This is a genomic window from Nocardia niwae NBRC 108934 = DSM 45340 (genome assembly GCF_001613465.1).
Taxonomy (GTDB): Bacteria; Actinomycetota; Actinomycetes; order Mycobacteriales; family Mycobacteriaceae; genus Nocardia; species Nocardia niwae.
Genome location: NZ_BDCK01000048.1, coordinates 15,524 through 32,176, shown reverse-complemented (window position 1 = coordinate 32,176; position 16,653 = coordinate 15,524). Strand labels below are relative to the sequence as shown.

Here is a 16,653-nt window from a genome sequence, read left to right as displayed (position 1 = left end):
GCGCCCCCCATCGACGGGACAAAGGACGCTTCCGTGCACATCCCAGCGGTGCGATCACGCACTGTCCGCCAGAGTTCACCCTGGCGGCGAACGATCCCCGGCCTCGGCATCGTCCCCGCCGCCCTCCGTGGCGTGCCGGCCCGGTGGCCGAGTTCCGGAGCAGGCACGTGGCGGCGACGGGCCCTGTGGATCGCCCTGACCATCTTCGCGCTGTTCGTATTCCCCGGCTTCCTCGGCGCGCTGGCCGTCGCCCAGGACGCGGCGGGCACCACGGCGGGCACGACCGGGATCGACGGGCTCAGCTGGATGAACATCCACGACTCGTCGGGAATCGCCCTGTCGGACTATCGCTTCGCGACCGGCGACGAAAGCCTGTTCAAGCCGCGCGCCACCATTCTGTGGGCAGTGCTCGGCTTCGAATTCATCGGCTACATAGCCATCGTGACCACGGCGATCTGGTTGATCGGTTACGCGTTGAGCTTCCGGTGGCTGGACATGTTCAGCGCGGCGCTGCACGGCGTGGCCGATGCTCTGACCTCGCAGATCGCGACCCCCATCATGCTGGTCACCGCGGCGACCGTCGGCGCGTTCTTCGTCGGATGGTTCATCGTGCGCGGCTACCACGCGAAGGCCACCGTGCAGGTGGTGACGATGGTGGGCGTTGCGCTGCTCGGTCCGCTGTTCCTGGCCGAGCCGTTGGCGGACGTGCTGTCCTCCCACGGGTTGCTGGCGCAGGGCCGCGACCTCGGCATCTCGGTGGCAGCCGGCCTGAACGGGAACGCCAACCCGAATCCCACCCAGCTGGTGGCGACGATGCAGAGCGATCTGGCCGACAACTTCGCCCGCCAGCCGCTGCAGGTCTGGAACTTCGGGCACACGGTGGACCAGCGGCCCGCCTGCCGGTCGGCGTGGTCGGCGGGCGTGGCCGCGGGTGACGACTCCCGGGTGATCAACGGCTTGAAGTCGTGCGGAGACGCCGCCGCGCACGCGAAGGCCGAGAACCCCTCCATGGGTCAGGTCGCGACCGGGCTCATGCTGCTGACCTGCGGCGGCATCCTGCTGGCCTTCGCGATGTACCTCGGACTGAAGGTCATCAAGGCGGCGCTGGACACGATCTATCACGGGTTCATGTCGATATTCGGCTTCGCCGCGGGCGGATTCGTCTACGGCCCCACGCAGACGTTCCTGGTGCGCAATGTCGTCGACAGTTTCGTCGCGGCCGCGCGGATGACGGCATACACCATCTTCCTCGGGGTGTACGTCCTGTTCATGGGCAACCTGTTCGCGCAAGCCCGCGGTCAGGTCATGGCGGTGATCATCATCGCGGGCACGGTCGAGATCGTCGCCATATTCCAGCTCAAACGCCTCAGCAGCGGCCTGAGCCGCGGCAACGACTGGATCGCCAACCGGTTCGGTCTCGCGATCCAGGGCAGCGGCAAGTCGTCCAGCGGCAACGGCACCGCTCTCGGCATGGGCGGCAGTGGCGGCGGTGGAAAGTCCGCGCCGGGGATGGGTTTGGTGAGTACGCTCACCACGCTCAACGCGATCAACTCCTCGCCGGTGACGGCATGGCTCGCCGGAGGCCGGGTCAATCCGTTGAACCCGCTGGCGAGCACCCGACGGAGAATCGAACGCTCCACCAGGAGAATCTTGACCAGTCGCGAAGAGGGATACATCGAGCATCAACTGTCGCGCACGAACTGGCGGGGTGTCGCGGTCAACGCGGCCACGTCGGTGGGCGGCATGCACACCCAGCTGGGCGTCTCCCGTGCGCTGAAAGTGCTGCGCGACAACAAAGTGCCCGATTCGCGGATCCATTCCGTGCTGCTCTCCTCCGGCGCCACCCACGAGCGGGTCGCCGACGCGTTCACGGCCTACTCCGTCCAGGAATCGACGGCGTCGCAGAATCCCTACAGCTTCGCACCGTTGCAGAAGGCGATCGCGGCGGCGTGGGCGGTCGACAACCACGTCGGCCACGAGGCGCACGACGCCTTCGCCGCTCAAGCGGTGATCGCGGCGGACAGTTTCGTCCGGCACAGCAACGCACCGGCTCCCGGCGCCGATATCGACCAAGCGTTCGTGCGGCGCGTCGAGCAGAACTGGCACTCGGACCGGGCCTTGCGCGCGGCGATCACGCCGGACGAGTGGGACGGCGCCGGCCGCGACACCCGGTGGGCGATCGGCCATCGCGTCGCGACCCTGCATCAGCAGGCGGCCCAGGATTACTACCGGAATCCGAACGACATGACCCGGGAAGCCCTGATGCGATCGGCCAGACGCGTCGCCAACCTCGATCACCTCGATCCCGAAGGCGGGCTCGACCCCTGGAATCCGTAGCGCGCCTTCGACCCTGCCTGGCCGCCGGGCCGTACCGACTAGACGCCCAGCGCGCCGGCGAACAACGGCCAGGACTCGTGCACGTCGTCCTGCCAGTACATCCAGGCGTGCGTGCCCGCGGGGCGGAGATTCGCCGTGAACGGGATGCCGAGCGAGCTCAATCGGTCCACGAACGCCCGGGTGCAGCCGTTGATCACCGTCTCCATGGCCCCGCCGACCAGCAGCCGGTCCACCAGCCGGGCGGGGTTGCCATCGATGCTCGGATCGGTGAGCGCCTCGTGGGCCCCCGGCGCACCGGTGCCCGCCGAGATGTAGAGCGCCACACCGCGCAGCCGGTCGGCCTGCACCATGGGATCGTTCTCCGCCCAGAGCGGGTCGCCCGGCGGACCCCACATATTGGCGGGGTCCGCGCCGAACACGCCCAGCTGCGCCCGCACCATCGCCTGGCCCATCGGATCGCTGGTGCGCGGGCACCCGCTGTAGGCGCCGACCGCCCGATACAGGCCGGGTGCCGCGATGGCGAGATTCAACGCCGAGGTCGCCGACATCGAAAGACCCGCGACGGCATTGCGGCCGTTCATGCCGAACCTGGCGCCCAGCACGGGCGGCAGCTCCCTGGTCAGGAACGTGGTCCACTTGGTGCGACCGAGCACGGGATCGTCGCGCAGCCAATCGGTGTAGTAGCTGGCGCGCCCGCCCATGGGCACGATCACGTTGACCGGTTTGTCGGCGAAGAACGCCGCGATGTCGGTGCGCCGGGTCCACGGTCCGCCGTCCTCGCCGCCGTCCACGGCGTTGAGCAGATACAGCGCGGGAGCGCCCGGACCCGGATGCGACATCCACAGTGTGATGGGGCGATCCATCGCCGCCGAGTGGACCACTACCTCGAACTCTCGCCCGCCCAGTGGGCGCACGCCGAGGATGCTCGCGCCGGGGTCGGCGGTGGTCGTGGCCGGGACGAAGGCGGCGCACACCGCAACAAGAGGAACCAGGCATCGCAGGAGCCGGTACATGGAACGAGTTTCTACCACGCCCTTCTCGACACTCTTGGCATTCGGCGGGCGTGTTCCCTTTCGAAAATGAAACAGCTGTTCATAGACGATTAACAGCGGGCAGTAGCGAAATCGCTCATGCGATGGCAATCAATCAGCTAAAGGTTATGCCGATTCGGATCGGCAGGCGCGCCCACAGATCCAGCCAAATCACCTCGGTGTTCGCCGGGGAACGCACCGGCCCCCTGCCTGCCGATCACGCCTCTGCGCGCGAAGCTCGAATCGAGCGGGCACCTGCACTCCACGAGCCACGGCGAAACGACCCTCTACGACGCACGGCGGGCGGGACGAGAGCGACGCGGTAAGGCGCGCCGAATATCCGAGCCGATGCGCCGAGTCGCGGCGAACGACTCCGCGCACCTGCCGCACATCCTGGTCAGGCCGCGCGTACCACCTGCGCGAAAACCTCGTCCGGATCGGACGCCTGCAAACCGAAGGTGTCGCGGACCGCCGAGTCGTCCACTGCGAAAGGCGCGTGCGACATGTGGTAGGTCTCGAACAACTCGGCCCAGAAGGGATCGGTGAGGCCGAGCAACGTCAACTCCCGCTCACTCATGACCGCCAGCCTCGGCGCGGGCGCCCCGGCGGCCGCGGCGAACCGTCCCGCCAACTCCCGCACCGTGGCGGTGATGACCGGGGCATGCCACGGGCGGCCCCACGCGCGCTCGTCCCGGGCGGCGGCGACCGCTGCCGCCGCCGCGTCACCGACCGCGGTGTACGCGTGCGGCAGGTCGAGTTCCTGCGGCAGCAGCGCCAACTGCCCGGCCAGGATCTTCGGCTGGGCGATGAGGGAGAACAGGGAGATCGCCCCGGGCCCGATGAATTGCGAAGCCCTGACCTCGGTGGCGCGCACTCGTCCCGCCCGGTGCGCCTCCTCGGCTTCCCGCCACATACGGGCGCGCACAAGACCTTTCGACCCGGTGGCCGCGAGCGGCGACTGCTCGGTGACCGGCCCGTCGGCCCGACCGTAGCCGTACAGATTGCCCAGCATCACCAGGTTCGCGCCGGTCCGCTCGGCGGCGGAGCGGATGGAACCGAACAGCGGCGGGATCGTCTCCGGCCAGGTGTGATACGCGGGCATGGCCATGTTGAACAAGGTTTCGGCGCCGTCGGCCACGCCGGTCAACGCGGCCGTATCCAGCGCGTCCAGTGCGATTCGCTCGATGTTCGGATGATCGGGGCCCGCGCCACTGCGGCTCACCACGCGCACCCGGTCGCCGGACCGGGCGAGTAGCTCCGCGGTAGCCGAAGCAGTGGCGCCACGTCCGACGATGACCTGCGTAGGCATGCAAATTCTCCTCTTAGACAACGAAATACGCACGACCGGCGGCCCACTCCGCGTCATTCGCCGATCGCGTGCCATCGAGCCTGCCGTGCCGCGAGCGGGTAAGCTACTGGCCGGATTGCCAACTATCCCAAGGATCAGGCCATGCTTACTGTCGCCGTCGTCGCGGTTCCTCCGGTGAAAGCCTTCGACCTGGCCATGCCCGAAACGGTTCTCGGCGCGGCGCTCGTGAACGGCGAGCCCGGTTACCGCATCCTGGTGTGCACCGCCGTGCCCGGCGTCCTGCCCGCGGGTCTCGGCGGCTTCGACGTGGTCGTCTCCCGGGGACTCGAGGCGATCGAGGAGGCGGACATCGTCATCGTGCCGAGCACCGGCAGCCGCGCCGACGCCGACGCCGCCACGCTCACCGCCCTGCGCCGGGCGATGGCCGCGGGCAAACGCGTCACCTCGATCTGCAGCGGCGCCTTCGTGCTGGCGCAGGCGGGTCTGCTGTCCGGCCGCACCGCCACCACGCACTGGGGCCTGGCCGAAGAACTGGCGGCGAACCATCCGGACGTCTCGGTCCGCAGCGACGCACTGTTCATCGAGGACGGCCCGGTCACCACGGCTGCGGGCGCGGCGGCCGGAATAGACCTGTGCTTGCATTTGATTCGCGCCGATTACGGCGCGACGGTGGCGAACGCCGCCGCCCGCACCGCCGTCGTCACTCCGGTGCGGCCCGGCGGGCAGGCGCAGTTCGTGGACGCGCCCCTACCCGCCGAGAACGGCGTGACGCTCGCGGACACCCGCGCCTGGGCGCTGCGACGACTGGACACGCCGCTGTCGCTGGACGACCTGGCCGCCCACGCACGCACCAGCGTCCGCACCCTGACCCGCCGCTTCCACGAGGAGACCGGGCTCAGCCCGCAGAAATGGCTGCTGCACCAGCGCCTGCAACGCGCCAGGGAACTGCTGGAATCCACCACCCTGCCGATGGACCAGGTCGCCAGGCACAGCGGCATCGGCTCGGCGGAGTCGTTGCGCCAGCACATGATTCGGCATGTCGGGGTGCCGCCGAGCAGCTACCGCGCGTCGTTCACGCGTTCGCCCGCACGCCCGGCCTCCATAGAAAGGGCGGTCGGCGCAGGGGGACCGACCACCGATCGCCCATGAAGGAGCCGCCGCGCCCCGTGGGCAATACCGCCTTCGGCCGTCGAACGCACACTATGGACAGCGCGCCTCTGCGGGACGCGCAACCCCCATCAGGGCGTTCCATTCGGCGTCGGTGAGATCGGTACCGGCACGCTCGCAGGCGGTCCGAACCAGGCCGTCCGGTGAGATGTCGCGTTCGATCAACGTTCCATCCGCGCCGCCGGAGAACGCGGGACCGGGATTCACCGTCAGGAGGTCCCGTCCATCAGCGGACACGGCGACCGCGGAGTCGACGTGCCAGACGGCATCCGGTTCCAGTTCTCCGAGATTCGTTCCGTCGGCGGCGAAGAGAGTCAATCGGCCTGTCGCGCCTTTAGCGACGACCACGCTCGCGTCCGCGGCGGCGGCGATCTGCGGGTTCGCGGCCCCATCGCCGCCGAAGAGGATCGTCCGCTCACGAGTCGAGCCGGTCCGATCCCATATCTCGATGCTGTCCTTCCGCTGGATCAGCAGATGCCGCCCGGCGAACTCGAGTGCCCGCACGTCCTTGCCGTCGATGTCGTGCGTGATCTCCCGTCGCGCCAAGTCGTAGACCGATATGTCCTCGGCATCGCGCATGACCAGGAATTCTCCGGCCGCATCGATCCGCGCTTCGGAGATTTGGCCGGTGTCGACCGCACCGCCCAGTGGGATGAATTCCGAATCGATACCGCCGGCGGCCAAGTCGTGCAGGTACACCCGTCCCCTGTCGTCCACAGACACAGCGGTTCCCGATGTGGACGACACGCCGGCCGCCCTGACGGTGTGCGGGGGTGGTGGAGACGAGAGCACCGCTACCTCGAAGGGCGCTCGCACCGATGGCCGGTGGGCGGATACGCGACGGTCGTCGCCGGAGACCGGATTCGCGGCGAGCACCAGCATGCCGCCGTCCGCGCGCCAGGAGAGAATTCCGGATAAGCCCGGTATGGGGATTTGACGGGACGAGTCCGGCCCGAGCTGCTGGATGATCACGACGTCGCCGTTGAGCGCCGAACTTCCCGGGTCCTTGTGCTGGCCTGTGATCGCCGCGGTGCGTCCGTCAGGTGACAGTGACAAGCTGGGCGGACAAGAATTGCATCCCTTGACGATCGGCACCGCAACGGATTTCGCCAGCCGGTCGCGCTGCGCGAGATCCCACAGGGTGATCAGCCGCCCGGACGCCGAGACCAGTTGTGTCTCAGAGGCGCCGAGGAAACGCAGTAGCTTCCGGTCGAAGTCGACAGCGGCGCCGGTGATCAGTGGTGGCGGCTGCGGGGGGGTTATCTCGCCGGTCACGGGCGCTACGTATAGCCCGACGGCCGCGCTGGGTACCGCCGCCGTGCGCGCCGAGCGGCTGAGCACGGCCGGCGCCGACCGGCTGGGCATGACGACACCTACATATCCGGGCTCCGGGCGGTCAGCGCCCGGCGTCGGACGCGGCCGGAGAACCGGCACCGGAAGACCGGGCAAGACCGCGCACGTGAACGACGACCCGTCTGCCGACAATTCTCCGACGTCTTGGCCGGTGCCGCAGGCGTAGTCGGTGTCGAGGGGGGAAAGATCTGCGACTGCGCCATCGCGCAGCGAGATCTGTCGCACGCTACCGTTGGTGTCGAGGAGACGCAAGGTCGCGCCATCGGTGAACACCATGCTCGTCAGTGCCCGTTCGGTCGGATGCGACGCGAGAATCCGGCCGGCGGCGATATCGATGATGTCGACCACCCCTGGGGTGCGGTCCACCGCCTTGGTATCGAGGCGATGGACCGCGCCGACCTCCCCGGATTCGGATATGGCGACAAGATCGATTTCGGACGCGTCGGGCACGTCGAGGTCCAGACGACCGGAGCGCTCACCCCACAGTGTGATCGATGCGCCGTCCGTGGCGAGGCCGGTCCGGCCGTCCGCTGCGACGGCCAGCGAGCGGATCTCGCCGGGCAAACGCGCGACCGCGGTTGTCGCCGGCTCACCGGGCGCCCAGCTCACGACTTGCCCGTCGGCGAGCCCGGCCACGACGGCGCGACCATCGGCGCTGCTCTGCAGGGCGGTGACGTCCGCGGGCGTCGCAACGTAACGAGCGACCTTCGAGCCGGCCAGATTCGCGCGGAGCAGCGCGGCATGGTGGCGTGGGCTCGGGTCGAGACGGTACGCCGCGACGGCCAGAAGCAGGGCCGCACGGACATCCGTGGCCATTTTCGTGTCCGAGACGGAAGCCATGAGCCGCGCCGTCGCGATCCTGGCTTCCTTTTCGGCGCGATTGCTCTGTACCAAGGCGACGAATGCCGCGACCAGCGCGGCGGCCAACAGCATGACCAATGCGCCGATGGCGATATTCGCCACACGCAGGTTTCGCTTGGTCTGCTGATAGCCCTCGGATTTGACGTCGGCCTCGGAGACGCCGCGAATCACCGCGGCGATTCCGACCGCGATGGCGTCGATGTCCGGACGAGGCACGCCATCCGCGTTCTCGCGCCATTTGATCGTCTTGTATACGGGTTCGGACGGGAAAACGCCGAACAGGCGAGGCGGTAGCGCGGTGGAGCGCGTTCGGTCCCAATCTCCGGCTCCCTCGTCCCAGACCAGGGACCCGGCACTGAGAACCAGCAGTATGGTCTCGGGAGACCGATGCGTCAGCCACCACTCGATCTCGCGGTCCACCCACATGGACCCGGCTGCCTCGGGCGAAGCCACCACGACGAGCCACTTCGAACGCGACAGGCCTGCGACGATCTTGTCCCAGAGTTCCGGGCCGATCGAGACACCGCTGTAGTCGAGGAAGATGCGCATGTGCGGGAAGCGGTACCACGGCCGTGGCAGCTTCTCGATCGCGTTCTGGACCAGCGGAAGCACCGCCCGGTCCCGGTCGCCGCTGTAGGAAAGGAACGCGCCGTACCCGGTGTCCGCACGTGTGGTGCGCCGCCTCGACACCACGCTCACAACCCTGCCTCGCGTCTTATTGCGTTCGTACCCGCTGTCGCGCCGCCGAGACGTCGCCGAGCGCGCCGATCAGCACGGGAACTCGGCCCGCCTGCGTCCCGGCGACCCAGCGCCTCCAGCGTCGCCATACACTCCGGCGCAACCGGTGCCGACGTTGCGAACTTCATCGCCGCCGGCCATCGCGAACCGGCTTCCACACCTCCGACCGGCATCAGGCCCTCCTCCCCGACAGCCGAGGTTCCGGCACTCCGATTGAACCATCACGCCGGCGATCCGTACCAGAAACGGACGCATTGTCCTGCAATGAATTTCGCTCGCGACGACCATCGGACACATCCGGCGACAGCTCGGCGCGTCTTCGCCGGGCCGGTCGGACCATCGCTGTGCGACTCGCCACCGTGACGACGAGCTTCCGCGCTCCCGCCGGATTCATCGGTAGAAGTTGTCCATGACCGAAATTCTCGTCACGGGCGGAACCGGTGCGCTGGGCAGGCTCGTAGTCGACCGGCTGCGCGAAGCGGGCGATGATGTACGGGTGCTGTCCCGTCGTCCCGGGGCGGGCACGCATGTGGGCGATCTGCGAACGGGCACGGGCCTGCCGGAGGCCGTGGCGGGCGCCGACGTCATCGTGCACGCGGCCTCGGACGCCCGCCGAATGGGCGGCTCGGACCTCGCCCAGACCGAGAGCCTGCTGCGGCACGCGCGAGGCATCCGGCACCTGCTGTACGTGTCGATCGTCGGGATCGACCGCATCCCGTTCCGGTACTACCGCAACAAGCTGGCCTGCGAACGAGCAGTCACCGACAGCAGTGTGCCGCACACCATCCTGCGCGCGACCCAGTTCCACGAACTCATCGCGGCGGTGCTGCAGACCGTCGAGAAATGGCCGGTCGCGCCGCTGCCGCAGGACTTCCGTTTCCAGCCGGTCGCCGCCGCCGATGTGGCAGGGCGGATCGCCGTGTTGGCCGAGGGCGAGCCGCTCGGCCGGGCTCCCGACTTCGGGGGCCCGGAAGTGCGGACGATGGCGCAGTTGGCGCAGGTCTGGCAAGCCGCCAGGCAACGCCCCCGCCGGATCGTCCCGCTGCCGGTGCCCGGGCGGATCGGGAGCGCGTTCCGGGCGGGCCTGAACACCTGCCCGGATCATGCCGACGGCGTGCAGACCTGGTCACAGTTCGTCGCAGCGGGCCCCGCGAATCCCTACGCCGCAAGAAAGCGTCGATGACCGCGAGTTCGCACCGAATCGTCCGCGCGTGCACCGTGCCGCCGAGGCCGACGCCGGCCCTGGCGGTACGCCGTTCGGGCGACCGCGTTGCGGGCCGCGCCGTTCGGCTGCGCCTGCGTGGCTTGCCTGCGGGTCGCTCAGCGAGCCCACGCCCGCACCAGCTCCTCTGCCGCGACCCGGTAGCGTTCGGCGATCAACCGGACCACCGCCGGGTGCACGCCGATGGGCTCGGCGACGCCGTCGGCGCCCGACTCGTGCAGACGCTGCTGGAAAAGGCCGTGCGCGAGCAGATACGACCCGACGAAGACTCGGCTCGCGCCGCCCGCACGCAGGTCTGCGACGACATCCGGGACGCGCGGCGCACCGGTGGCGACGTATCCGATGCGTACCGGAGCGCCGAGGCGCTCGGCCAGCAGCGCGGCCGCGCGCCGGACGTCCTGGCGGGCACGGGCGTCCGAGGAGCCCGCCGCGGCGAAGACCACCGCGTCGCCCGGTGACCAGCCCGCCGCGCGCAGACGCATCGCCATGATCCGTGCCAGCGCCGGATCCGGCCCCATGGCGGGCGTGACCGTCACGGCGGGATGCTCGCTCTCGGCGACCTCCCGCGGCACGTCCTGGTAGACGTGGTAGCCCGAGGCCAGGAACGCCGGAACCACTACCGCGGGCACGGATTCGCCGGTGGCAGTCACCAGATCGCGCAGCACTTCCGAGGGCGAGGGACCGAGCACGTCCACGAATGCCGTTCGCACCCGGGGTGCCTCGGTGCCGGGCCCCGAAATCCCGGCACCGAGTTCCTTCGTCACGGCCTCGGCCAGCGCCGCGATCATCTGCACGCCCTTGGTACTGCGGGTCCCGTGCGCCACCAGCACCAAGGCGGGCGCGTTCACCAGCTCCCCGCAGCCTGGATGTACCGAGGTGCCCGGGTCGGAATTCCGACGCCGGGCACCTGCGGTCCTCCTGTCGCGGTGGGCCGTGGATTGTTGTCAGTACATTCCGCCGGGTCCAGCGCGAGCCGGTATCCGCGTTTGACCACCGTCTGAATGGCTTTCGGGGTGCCGAGTCCGGCGCGCAGCCGGGCGATGGCGGTCTCCACGGCGTGCGTGTCGTCCCCGCCGCCGGGCAGCGCGGCGAGCAGATCCTCGCGCGAGACGACCCGGCCGGGCTGGCGGGCCAGCGAGCGCATCAGGGCCATCGGCGCGGGCGCCAGCTGACGCACCTGGCCGTCGACCACCACGCACGCGCCGCGCACGCTGATGATGTGGCCCGCGGCGTGGATCCGGTTGGCCCGACGGGGCAGTTCCTCGGCGACGTGGCGGGCCAGCGCGCCGAGCCGGGCCCGTCCGGGCATCGAGGTGGGCACCCCGAGTTCCTCCAGCGGCGCGGCCGTGATCGGCCCGACGCAAGCGGGCAGCACCCGGCCGCGCAGCGCGTACAGCAACCCTTCCAACAGCCCGGTTTCCTTGGCGCGCATCAACATCGACGCCACGGCGGGAGCGCTGGTGAAGGTGACGCAGTCGATCCCGGAGGTGACGACGGCCTCGATGAGGTGATCCATCGGGCCCTGGTCGTCCGGCGGAACCCAGCGGTACACCGGCACCGGCACGACATCCGCGCCCGCGCAGCGCAATACCTCGCAGAAGTCGGGCACCGGCTCCCACTCGGTGGTGGCCCCGTGCAACTGCACGGCGATCCGGACGCCCTCCACGCCCTCGGCGAGCAGGTGATCGAGCACTTCGGCGGAGGACTCGGAGGCGGGCGACCATTCCTCCCGCAGTTCCGCGGCGCGGATGGCGCCCTTGGCCTTCGGGCCGCGGGCGAGCATCCGGGTGGTTCCCAATGTCGCGCGCAGGTCCTCGGCGAGGCCCCAGCCCTCGGCCGCCTCCATCCACCCGCGGAAGCCGATTCCCGTGGTGGCCACGGTGATCTGCGGTGGATCGGCGACCAGCTGCCGGGTCACCCGCTCCAGCTCGTTGTCATCGGCCAGCGGAATGATCCGGATGGCCGGCGCCGAAACGATGGTCGCGCCACGGCGTTCCAGCAGGGTGGCGAATTCCTCCGCCCGCCGGGCCGCCGTGATGCCCACCGTGAATCCGGCCAGGCTCGCGCCCGCGTCAATCGTTGTCATTGGCGTTCATCCATCCGAGGACGCGAGCGCGGAGGTCACCGGCTCGTTGGAAATCGAAACGATGCCGTCGTCCACGCGCACCGCGTACACCGGCAGCATCGCCGATTCGTCGTCCAGGCAATGCCCGTCGACCAGGGAGAAGGCCTGCTTCAGCAGCGGCGAGGCCACCACCGGCACCCCGCCGCGATCGCCGACGATGCCGCGCGACATGACTGCCGCCCGGCCGATCGGATCGATATTGCCGACGGCGTACAGCATGCCGTTCTCCAGCAGGAACAGGGCGGCCTGGCGTCCGCCTCTCAGCAACACCGCAACGCCGCGGCCGGCAATCAAGTAGTCGAGACGGCAAGCCTGCGTCCACCCCGTGGTGGTAGCTGCGGCGATGCCGGGGGTATCGATCACGGTCATCGGTGTCATCCTCCAAACGCCTTACTCATTGGTACCGACGTTCTGTTTCCAAGCGGTTAAGCGGTCATTTCCCCTGCGTGGCGACCGGAACTTCCGGCAGTCCGAGCAGGACGGGAACCTTCCGCTCCCCGGTTTCGTCGAAGGAAATCGTCGGATCGGCTTCCTCCGGGGCGTTGACGAACGACACGAAGCGAGACAACTTCTCTTCGTCCTCCAGCACCGCGGCCCATTCGTCGCGGTAGCCGGCGACGTGCTGAGCCATCGCCGCCTCCAGATCCTCGGCGATGCCGAGGCTGTCCTCGCAGATCACCTGCTTGAGGTAATCCATGCCGCCTTCCAGCGCCTCCTGCCAGGGAGCGGTGCGCTGCAAACGATCGGCAGTGCGGATGTAGAACATCAGGTACCGGTCGATGTACTTGATCAGCGTCTCGTCGTCGAGCTCACCGGCCAGCAGCACCGCGTGCTTCGGGGTGAGACCGCCGTTGCCGCCGACGTAGAGGTTCCAGCCGTTCTCGGTGGCGATCACGCCGACGTCCTTGCCGCGCGCCTCGGCGCATTCGCGGGCGCAACCCGAGACCGCCAGCTTCAGCTTGTGCGGCGAACGCAGGCCGCGATAGCGCTTCTCCAGCAGCACGGCCATGCCGACCGAGTCCTGCTGGCCGTAGCGGCACCACGTGGAACCCACGCAGCTCTTCACGGTGCGCAGCGACTTGCCGTACGCGTGACCGGACTCCATGCCCGCGTCGACCAGCCGCTTCCAGATCAGCGGCAACTGCTCGACGCGCGCGCCGAACAGGTCGATGCGCTGGCCGCCGGTGACCTTCACGTACAGGCCGAATTCCTTGGCGACCTCGCCGATGGTGATCAGCTGCTCGGCGGTGACCTCGCCGCCGGGCATCCGGGGCACCACCGAGTAGGTGCCGTTCTTCTGCAGGTTGGCCAGGAAGTGATCGTTGGTGTCCTGCAGGCCCGCCTGCTCGCCGTCGAGGATGTGGTCGCTCGAGGTGGAGGCGAGGATGGACGCGACGGTCGGCTTGCAGATATCGCAGCCCGCGCCCTTGCCGTACTTGGCGAGCAGGCCGGAGAAGGTGCGGATGCCGGTGACCTGGACGATCTGGAACAGCTCGGCGCGCGACTGCTCGAAGTGCTCGCACAGCGCCTTGGACATCTCCACGCCGGACTGCTCGAGCAGCTTCTTGAGCATGGGAACGCAACCGCCGCACGAGGTTCCGGCGGTGGTGCAGCTCTTGATCGCCGGGACGTCGCAGGCGCCGTCCGCGATCGCGCCGCAGATCGCGCCCTTCGACACGTTGTTGCACGAGCAGATCTGCGCGTCGTCCGGCAGCGCGTCGGCGCCCAGTTCCGCGCCCGCGGGCGAGATCAGCGCGGCCGGTTCGGCGGGCAGCGGGCGGCCGACCAGCGGGCGCAGCGCCGAGTAGGCGGTGGCGTCGCCGACCAGGATGCCGCCGAGCAGCGTCTTCGCGTCGTCGGAGACGACCAGCTTGGCGTAGGTGCCCTTGGCCGCGTCGTGCAGCACGACCGAGAGCGCGCCCTCGGTGACGCCGTGCGCGTCGCCGAAGCTGGCCACATCGACACCCAGCAGCTTGAGCTTGGTCGACATGTCCGCGCCCGGGAACTCGCCCGCACCGCCCAGGAGCCGGTCGGCGACGATCTCGGCGGTGCTGTAGCCGGGGGCGACCAGGCCGTAGCACACGCCTTCCACGGCGGCGCATTCGCCGATGGCCCAGATGTTCGGGTCCGAGGTCTGCAGGCCGAGATCGGTGATGATGCCGCCGCGGGGGCCGACCTCCAGTCCAGCGTCGCGGGCGATCTGGTCGCGCGGGCGGACACCGGCGGAGAACACCACCAGCCCGGCGTCGATCACCGTCTCGTCGGACAGGGTGACCTTCAGTCCCTTGTCGGCCGCCTCGATCGAGGAGGTGCCCACGCCGGTGTGCACGTGCAGGCCGAGGTCGGTGACCAGACGCTCGAGGATGGCGCCGCCGCCCTCGTCGACCTGGGCGGGCATCAGCCGGGTGTTGTACTCCACCACGTGCGGGGTGAGTCCGAGCAGGCGAAGGGCGTTCGCGGCCTCCAGGCCGAGCAGACCGCCGCCGACCACCACGCCCACCGCGCCGGGACCCGCGGCTTCGGCGGCAGCGCGGATGCCGTCGAGGTCGTCGAGGGTGCGGTAGACGAAGCACGCGGGGTCGTCGTGGCCGGGCACCGGCGGCACGAACGGGTAGGAACCGGTGGCCAGCACCAGCGCGTCGTAGGCGAGGATGTCGCCGGAGGAGGTGGTCACCTTGCGCGCAGCCCGGTCGATGGACTCGGCGCTCTGACCCAGCCGCAGCTCGACCAGCTCGTCACCGGTGTACTCGTTGCCGGGCAGCGCGAGCGCGCTCGCGTCCCAGGCGCCGACGTAGGACGAGAGGCCGACGCGGTCGTAGGCGGGCAGCTGCTCCTCGCTGAGGATGATCACCTGCCACTGGCCGTCGGTGTCGCGCGAGCGCAGCGCCTCGACGAACCGGTGCCCGACCATTCCGTGGCCGACGACCACCGCGGTCTTGCGAGCGACTGTGGGGTTCATCTGTGGGTCCTCCTGGACTGGATCGGGTGTCAGGCGCGGGCCGAGCCGGCGGACGGGGACTGGGACTGACTGGCCTCCGCTTCGAGGACGAAGGTCTCGGCTTCGGCCACCACGTCGGAGTCGGCGGGCAGGCCCCGCAGTGCGGGACGGCGCAGGAACACCGCCCAGACCACCAGGGCGCAGACCACGTAGAAGGCCATGAACACCCAGAACGCGGTGGTCGCGGACTTGGTGGACGCGTAGGAGGAGCGCAGCACCAGGTTGATGCCCACGCCGCCGAGGGCGCCGATGGCGCCGACGAAACCGATCAGCGCGCCGGAGGTGTTCTGCGACCAGGCCGACCGTTCGGCGGGGGTGGCGTCCAGGCTCTTGGACTTCGCCTCGAACACCGACGGGATGATCTTGGTGACCGACCCGTTGCCGATGCCGGAGAGCACGAACAGGGCGATGAAACCGATCACGAGCGCGGTCATCACGCCGCCGCCTGCCACGCCGTTGTTGTTGTCGGCCATCGTGCTGGCCACGGTGACCAGCACCGCGGCCGCCATCATCGCGCCGAAGACGTAGAGGGTGACGCGGCTTCCGCCGATGCGGTCGGCCCACTTGCCGCCGTAGGGCCGGGCCAGCGAGCCGAGCAGCGGACCGATGAACGCGATCTGCGCGGCGTGCAGCGTGGCCTGCGCGACGGTGTCGCCGCCCGCGCGGAAGCTGATCTGCAGGATCTGGCCGAAGGCGAAGCTGTAGCCGATGAACGAGCCGAAGGTGCCGATGTAGAGGAACGCGATCGCCCAGGACTGCGGCACCTTCAGGGCCGTGATCATGTAGGACAGATCGGCCTTCTGGTTGGGCAGGTTGTCCATGAACAGCGCGGCGCCGAGCCCGGCGATCGCGATCAGCACCAGGTAGACCGCGCAGATCAGCGAGGCGTAGCCATTGCCGAGCGTCGCGATGACCAGCAGGCCGATCAGCTGGATCACCGGAACGCCGATATTGCCGCCGCCCGCGTTCAAGCCCAGTGCCCAGCCCTTGAGCCGCTGCGGGTAGAAGGCGTTGATGTTGGTCATCGAGGAGGCGAAGTTGCCGCCGCCGAAGCCGGCGAAGCCCGCGACCACGAGGAACGTCGTGTACGAGGTGCCCGGCTGGTTGATGAAGTACAGCGTGAGCAGCGTCGGGATCAGCAGCATCACCGCGCTGAAGACGGTCCAGTTGCGGCCGCCGAACCGCGCGGTCGCCACGGTGTAGGGAATCCGCAGGAACGCGCCGACCAGGGTCGGCATGGCGACCAGGAAGAACTTGCCCGCCGGGTCGATGCCGAACTTGTCGGTCGGCATGAACAGCACCATCACCGACCAGATCGACCACACCGAGAAGCCGACGTGCTCGGCGAAGACCGACCAGATCAGGTTTCGCCGCGCGATGTCCTTGCCGCCCGCTTCCCAGGCGGCGACATCCTCGGCGTCCCAGTGCTCGATCTGCGGCCTGCGGATCTTCGTCCGTCCCAGCGCTTCCAGACGGTTACGCGTCAGCGTGCTCAACGGGGCCTCCCAATGT

General features: G+C 69.2%; 11 protein-coding genes. 3 read left to right on the top strand and 8 right to left on the bottom strand.

What is annotated here, in order from left to right:
• Positions 1-33 precede the first annotated feature (33 nt).
• A complete protein-coding gene (locus NNI01S_RS29755) occupies positions 34-2,337 on the top strand; it encodes a hypothetical protein (protein ID WP_157115091.1) in 2,304 nt (767 codons plus the stop codon).
• Between the two features lie 38 nt (positions 2,338-2,375).
• On the opposite strand, the gene NNI01S_RS29750 is transcribed toward NNI01S_RS29755, so the two are convergent.
• Positions 2,376-3,350 (bottom strand): alpha/beta hydrolase, encoded by a 975-nt coding sequence (locus NNI01S_RS29750; RefSeq protein WP_063024289.1) that lies wholly within the window; start codon positions 3,348-3,350, stop codon positions 2,376-2,378.
• A gap of 415 nt (positions 3,351-3,765) precedes the next feature.
• Complete coding sequence (locus tag NNI01S_RS29745; RefSeq protein WP_063024287.1) at positions 3,766-4,677, bottom strand: NAD-dependent epimerase/dehydratase family protein; 912 nt, start codon at positions 4,675-4,677, stop codon at positions 3,766-3,768.
• A 141-nt stretch (positions 4,678-4,818) separates the two neighbouring features.
• On the opposite strand from NNI01S_RS29745, the gene NNI01S_RS29740 reads away from it, so the two are divergent.
• Positions 4,819-5,826 carry a GlxA family transcriptional regulator gene (locus tag NNI01S_RS29740; protein ID WP_063024285.1) on the top strand — a complete coding sequence of 336 codons (1,008 nt, stop codon included), beginning with the start codon at positions 4,819-4,821 and terminating at the stop codon, positions 5,824-5,826.
• Between the two features lie 51 nt (positions 5,827-5,877).
• Here NNI01S_RS29740 and NNI01S_RS29735 read toward each other — a convergent pair whose 3' ends face one another.
• Positions 5,878-8,751: a TIR domain-containing protein gene (locus NNI01S_RS29735; protein ID WP_157115090.1), complete on the bottom strand. Its 2,874-nt coding sequence runs from the start codon at positions 8,749-8,751 to the stop codon at positions 5,878-5,880.
• A gap of 454 nt (positions 8,752-9,205) precedes the next feature.
• On the opposite strand from NNI01S_RS29735, the gene NNI01S_RS29730 reads away from it, so the two are divergent.
• Positions 9,206-9,979 (top strand): SDR family oxidoreductase, encoded by a 774-nt coding sequence (locus tag NNI01S_RS29730; protein ID WP_063024281.1) that lies wholly within the window; start codon positions 9,206-9,208, stop codon positions 9,977-9,979.
• Positions 9,980-10,116: 137 nt separating this feature from the next.
• Here the strand turns inward: NNI01S_RS29730 and NNI01S_RS29725 are convergent, their stop codons facing one another.
• The 5 genes from NNI01S_RS29725 to NNI01S_RS29705 all read right to left on the bottom strand — a co-directional run bounded on the left by NNI01S_RS29725 (position 10,117) and on the right by NNI01S_RS29705 (position 16,628).
• Positions 10,117-10,866: a sirohydrochlorin chelatase gene (locus NNI01S_RS29725; protein WP_063024279.1), complete on the bottom strand. Its 750-nt coding sequence runs from the start codon at positions 10,864-10,866 to the stop codon at positions 10,117-10,119.
• The gene (locus tag NNI01S_RS29720; RefSeq protein WP_063024277.1) at positions 10,863-12,104 is read right to left on the bottom strand and encodes a uroporphyrinogen-III synthase; all 1,242 of its coding nucleotides are present in this window, start codon (positions 12,102-12,104) and stop codon (positions 10,863-10,865) included. Before NNI01S_RS29720 ends, NNI01S_RS29725 begins: the two co-directional genes overlap by 4 nt.
• A 6-nt stretch (positions 12,105-12,110) precedes the next feature.
• A complete protein-coding gene (gene nirD, locus NNI01S_RS29715; RefSeq protein WP_063024275.1) occupies positions 12,111-12,512 on the bottom strand; it encodes a nitrite reductase small subunit NirD in 402 nt (133 codons plus the stop codon).
• A 64-nt stretch (positions 12,513-12,576) separates the two neighbouring features.
• Positions 12,577-15,102 carry a nitrite reductase large subunit NirB gene (nirB, locus tag NNI01S_RS29710; RefSeq protein WP_063024273.1) on the bottom strand — a complete coding sequence of 842 codons (2,526 nt, stop codon included), beginning with the start codon at positions 15,100-15,102 and terminating at the stop codon, positions 12,577-12,579.
• A 29-nt stretch (positions 15,103-15,131) separates the two neighbouring features.
• Entirely contained in the window at positions 15,132-16,628 is a 1,497-nt protein-coding gene (locus NNI01S_RS29705; RefSeq protein WP_063024366.1) for a nitrate/nitrite transporter, read from the bottom strand.
• Positions 16,629-16,653: the final 25 nt, after the last annotated feature.